The 4204-nt window shown below is 54.0% G+C and carries 3 protein-coding genes; all 3 read left to right on the forward strand.

The features are described from left to right. The first annotated feature begins 457 nt into the window (after positions 1–457). The 3 genes from kaiC to CR105_RS27035 are packed head-to-tail and all read left to right on the forward strand — an operon-like array spanning position 458 to position 4189. Positions 458–2191, forward strand: coding sequence for a circadian clock protein KaiC (gene kaiC / locus CR105_RS27025; RefSeq protein ID WP_099794027.1), 1734 nt, complete (start codon positions 458–460; stop codon positions 2189–2191). 7 nt (positions 2192–2198) lie between these two features. Continuing rightward, on the forward strand, positions 2199–2489 hold the full coding sequence (locus CR105_RS27030; RefSeq protein ID WP_099794029.1) for a circadian clock KaiB family protein: 291 nt from the start codon (positions 2199–2201) through the stop codon (positions 2487–2489). After that, on the forward strand, positions 2486–4189 hold the full coding sequence (locus CR105_RS27035; protein ID WP_099794031.1) for a hybrid sensor histidine kinase/response regulator: 1704 nt from the start codon (positions 2486–2488) through the stop codon (positions 4187–4189). The genes CR105_RS27030 and CR105_RS27035 overlap by 4 nt, the downstream gene beginning before the upstream one ends. The last annotated feature ends 15 nt before the right edge of the window (positions 4190–4204 follow it).

Here is a 4204-nt window from a genome sequence, read left to right on the forward strand (position 1 = left end):
CGTAATTGACCTGGCCGCGCGCCGCGTCCGCAAGATCGATACCTTTCCGGAATCCGTCATGGCCGAAGTACTGGCGAAAGTCGCCACGCTTTTCGAATAAACGGAGCATGAGGATGAATAAATTTCGCCGATTGGCAGCGAAGCTGGATCAGCACATGCACTCGCAAAATCTTGTGAAACGTGCGAGCAATTTTTCGAGTACTATCAGCACACCCTACTGTGTAGAACACGGATGGAGCACGTCAAATGCGCCTTGGCATACCGGATACATTGTAAGTTAGCAGTCCAGTCACGAAACAATTTCCTCTTCAAGCGGCCGCGAGCGCCTATTGCCTGGCTTTTGTGGCTAAAGTTTGCCTGATGAAACCAGGTCAAAAAGGAAATTTTTTACTCAAATGCTTTTCGAAACTTCCTCCCTACTTTCTTTCCGCCTTATTTTTTTGGGAGCCAAATCGGTATGAAATCTCCACGATCCGCCCCTGCAAAAGCGTCGAAGAAGGCGCTTACCGGCATTACCGGTTTCGATGAAATCACTAACGATGGTTTGCCGATTGGCCGCACAACCTTGCTCGAAGGTGGTCCGGGATCCGGGAAGACGATTTTTGCATTGCAATTCCTAGTGTTCGGTGCCCAGCATTTAAAAGAACCCGGCATTTTCGTTGCTTTCGAAGAAACCCCTCAGCGCATTGTTTCAAATTGTGAAGGGTTCGGCTGGAAGCTTGCTGAGCTGCAGCGCAAAAAGCTGTTTTTTCTGGATGCTCAGCCAACGCCGGACCTGATCGATTCTGGCAGCTTTGATTTTCGAGGAATGTTGGCAGTGCTGGCGGAGCAGGCCAAAAAAATGGGCGCGCGGCGCATTGTATTCGACGCCCTTGACATTTTGTTGACGCTACTGCCTGACGCGGCATCGAGAAGACGGGAGTTTTACAGGTTGCATGAATGGTTGGTGGAGCAAAACCTAACAGCCATCATTACCGCCAAATCGCATGGGGATCCGAATGGCGCCAACAGCGAACACCCATTCGGCTTCATGCAATATATGGTGGACTGCTCGGTGACCCTCAATCACCGCGTGGTGTTGGGTGTGTCGCAGCGCAATCTAAGGGTACAGAAGTACCGTGGTTCCAACTTCGATGAAAACGAATCGCCATTTGTCATTGGAATGAATGGCTTTGACGTGGCCGTCGCTCGGACGCTGGGCCGGGTCGATGCCCGTGTCAGCAAAGAACGCGTTTCAAGCGGCGTCGCGCGGCTCGATACGATGCTGGGTGGCGGCTACTATCGTGGCGCAAGCGTGCTAATCACCGGTTTTCCGGGTACAGCTAAGACAACCTTAAGTGGCGCATTCGCCGAAGCAGCGTGCAAGCGAGGCGAGAGCACTATGTTCGTCAGCTTTGATTCGGATGGCGCAGAGGTCCTGCGCAACCTGACGTCGGTCGGAATTGATTTGCATCGTTATGTAAAAAGCGGGCTGTTGCGCATGATTTCGGCCCGCACCATTACCGGCAGTGCGGAAACGCTGATGGTACGCATCAAGACGCTGACCAAGGAACATGGGGCGCGTTGCCTGGTAATCGATCCGGTCTCGACCTTGTCCAAAGCCGGAAACGAGCTGACCGCGCACAGCGTGGCCGAACGGCTGATTGACTGGTCCAAAGCAGAAGGCATCACGCTGGTCTGTACCAGCCTTCTCGATGAGATGGCCAGCCAGACCAATGGCGGTACGCCGCTACAGATATCGACACTGGCCGATACCTGGATTCACCTTAACTATCTGGTCCAGGCCGGTGAGCGCAATCGTGGCATGTCGATCATCAAGTCACGCGGCACGGCCCATTCGAACCAGGTACGCGAGCTGATCCTGAGCGACACCGGCGTGACGCTGGCAGATATCTATACAGCGGGTGGCGAAGTGTTGATGGGCACGATGCGCTGGGAAAAGGAAAGTGCCGAACGGGTTGCCAATGAGGTTGCAGAAGTCGCCAGAAAGCTCAAGGGCGTCAGTCTCGATGCTGAAGAAGCTGTTCTCGAAGTGCGCGCCAAAGCCTTGCAAACTGAACTGATAGCGAAACAAGTCGAAAAGGCTTTGCTTGCCGGGGCGACCGAGAGTCAGGAGCGGGAGTTATCGCGCGGCCGTACCCGGCTGCGCGAATTACGCGGCGCCGACGCCACCAAGCCTGAGCGAAAATGAGCCTGCCATGAGTAAGCCCGAAATATTCAAGTTCAGCCTGTACGTCGCAGGTGATGCGCAAAACTCGGTACAGGCGATCGCCAATCTGACCGCACTTTGCCGATTGCATCTGCCCGATCAGCACCATATTGAAATCGTCGATGTGTTTAAGTATCCAGCACGTGGGCTGAAAGACGGGATTTTCCTGACGCCGACCTTGCTCAAAATCGCTCCTCAACCGGTGCGTAAAATCATCGGCACATTGAGCAAGACAGAGGCCGTTTTGCAAGCTCTGGGACTAGAGGAGATCCCCGGTTGAATCCGCCAACACTAATCCCACCGGTCGATACCCAGGAGGATTTGCCAACACTGATCGAACAGTTGCATGAGACGGTGCGACGCCTGGAAATTCTGACCGGCGGTGAGGTCGATTCGGTGGCAGACCACGAAGGACGGCCTTTTCTGTTACGGCGAGCGCAGGAGCAATTGCGTCGAAACGAGGCCGCAAAACAGGCTGCGATACTTAATGCGCTACCTGAAAGAATCGCCTTGCTCAATGTCCACGGCCAGATCATTACGGTAAACGATGCGTGGCGACAATTTGCGGAAACGAACGCACTGCAAGACGAGGATCATGGGGTTGGCGTCGATTATTTTTTGCTCTGTGCCCGGATACACGAGAAAGAAGCCTTCACAGCGCAACGAACTGTTTTGGGTATCAAATCGGTATTGGCGGGAAACGTAAAGAAGTTCGCGCTGGAATTTGCTTATCATTCTGCAATCGAACAGCGCTGGTTTTTGATGACCGTTACACCGTTGGCAGACGATCACGCCGAGGGTGCGATCGTTATGTACAAAAACATTACTGAACGCAAGAAGGCAGAACAAGTGTTATGCGAGTCTGCAGAAGCAATGGTTAACCTCGATCACCGTAAAGATGAATTTCTGGCGATGCTCGGTCATGAATTGCGCAACCCCCTCGCCCCGATCGCCAACGCCGTGCAGCTGATGCGGCTTCACAAAGGCGATGACCCGGTTCAGCAACAAGCCCGCGACATCATTGAGCGTCAGGTAGGGCAATTGACACGTTTGGTCGACGACCTGCTGGAAATTTCGCGCATCAACACCGGCAAAATCCAGATTGCTAAGGAGTGGATTGTCGTGAGTAGTATCATCGAACGGGCGGTCGAGACGGCTCATCCGCTGATCGCGCAACGTCGGCACGAACTTTCGGTATCACAACCGCCCCGGCCCGTCTGGTTGCATGCGGACGCCGCCCGTCTGGAGCAGGTCGTGGTGAACTTGCTCACCAATGCGGCAAAGTATACTGAAGAAGGCGGTCACATTTGGCTGAGCGTTCAACAGGAAGACGATGTGTTGATATTGCGGGTAAGGGATACGGGCGTAGGTATCGCATCCGAACTGTTGCCGCACGTTTTTGACTTGTTCACTCAGGCTGAACGTTCGCTCGACCGCTCGCAAGGAGGACTGGGAATCGGCTTGTGCCTAGTAAAACGTCTAGTAGAACTGCATGAAGGAACGGTAGAGGTCCACAGCATCATTGGACAGGAAACGGAGTTCGTCGTGCGCCTGCCGGCCATGCTACCTTTCACGCCGCCGTCCCAACTACCTATAGCCGCAATATCTCCGTCCTCGGAGGCGCGTCGGCGGGTGCTAGTCGTGGACGATAATGTCGATTCGGCGGAAACGCTCGCAATGCTGCTGGAAGCGTCAGGGCATGAGGTGCAGACTGCTTATAATGGCCAAGGCGGCTTGGAAGCGGCCCTCGAATACCAACCCGACATGATGCTGCTGGACATTGGGTTGCCTGAACTCAACGGGTATGAAGTTGCCAGACGCATTCGACAGCACCCCTTGCTCAAGCACATGATGCTGGTCGCGATGACGGGTTATGGGCAGGAAAAAGATCGGCAGTATTCGCGTGAAGCAGGGTTCGATCATCATCTGGTCAAACCCGCCAACTTTGATGAGGTACTGAGAATCCTGACGACTGTTTGATTTGCTGTTAGCCTT

This window comes from Massilia eurypsychrophila, assembly GCF_002760655.1.
Classification (GTDB): Bacteria; Pseudomonadota; Gammaproteobacteria; order Burkholderiales; family Burkholderiaceae_D; genus JAFCUW01.

Coding starts and splice junctions, on each gene's coding strand:
- CR105_RS27030 (WP_099794029.1), top strand. CDS start 2,199: ATGAGTAAGCCCGAAATATTCAAGTTCAGCCTGTACGTCGCAGGTGAT.
- kaiC (WP_099794027.1), top strand. CDS start 458: ATGAAATCTCCACGATCCGCCCCTGCAAAAGCGTCGAAGAAGGCGCTT.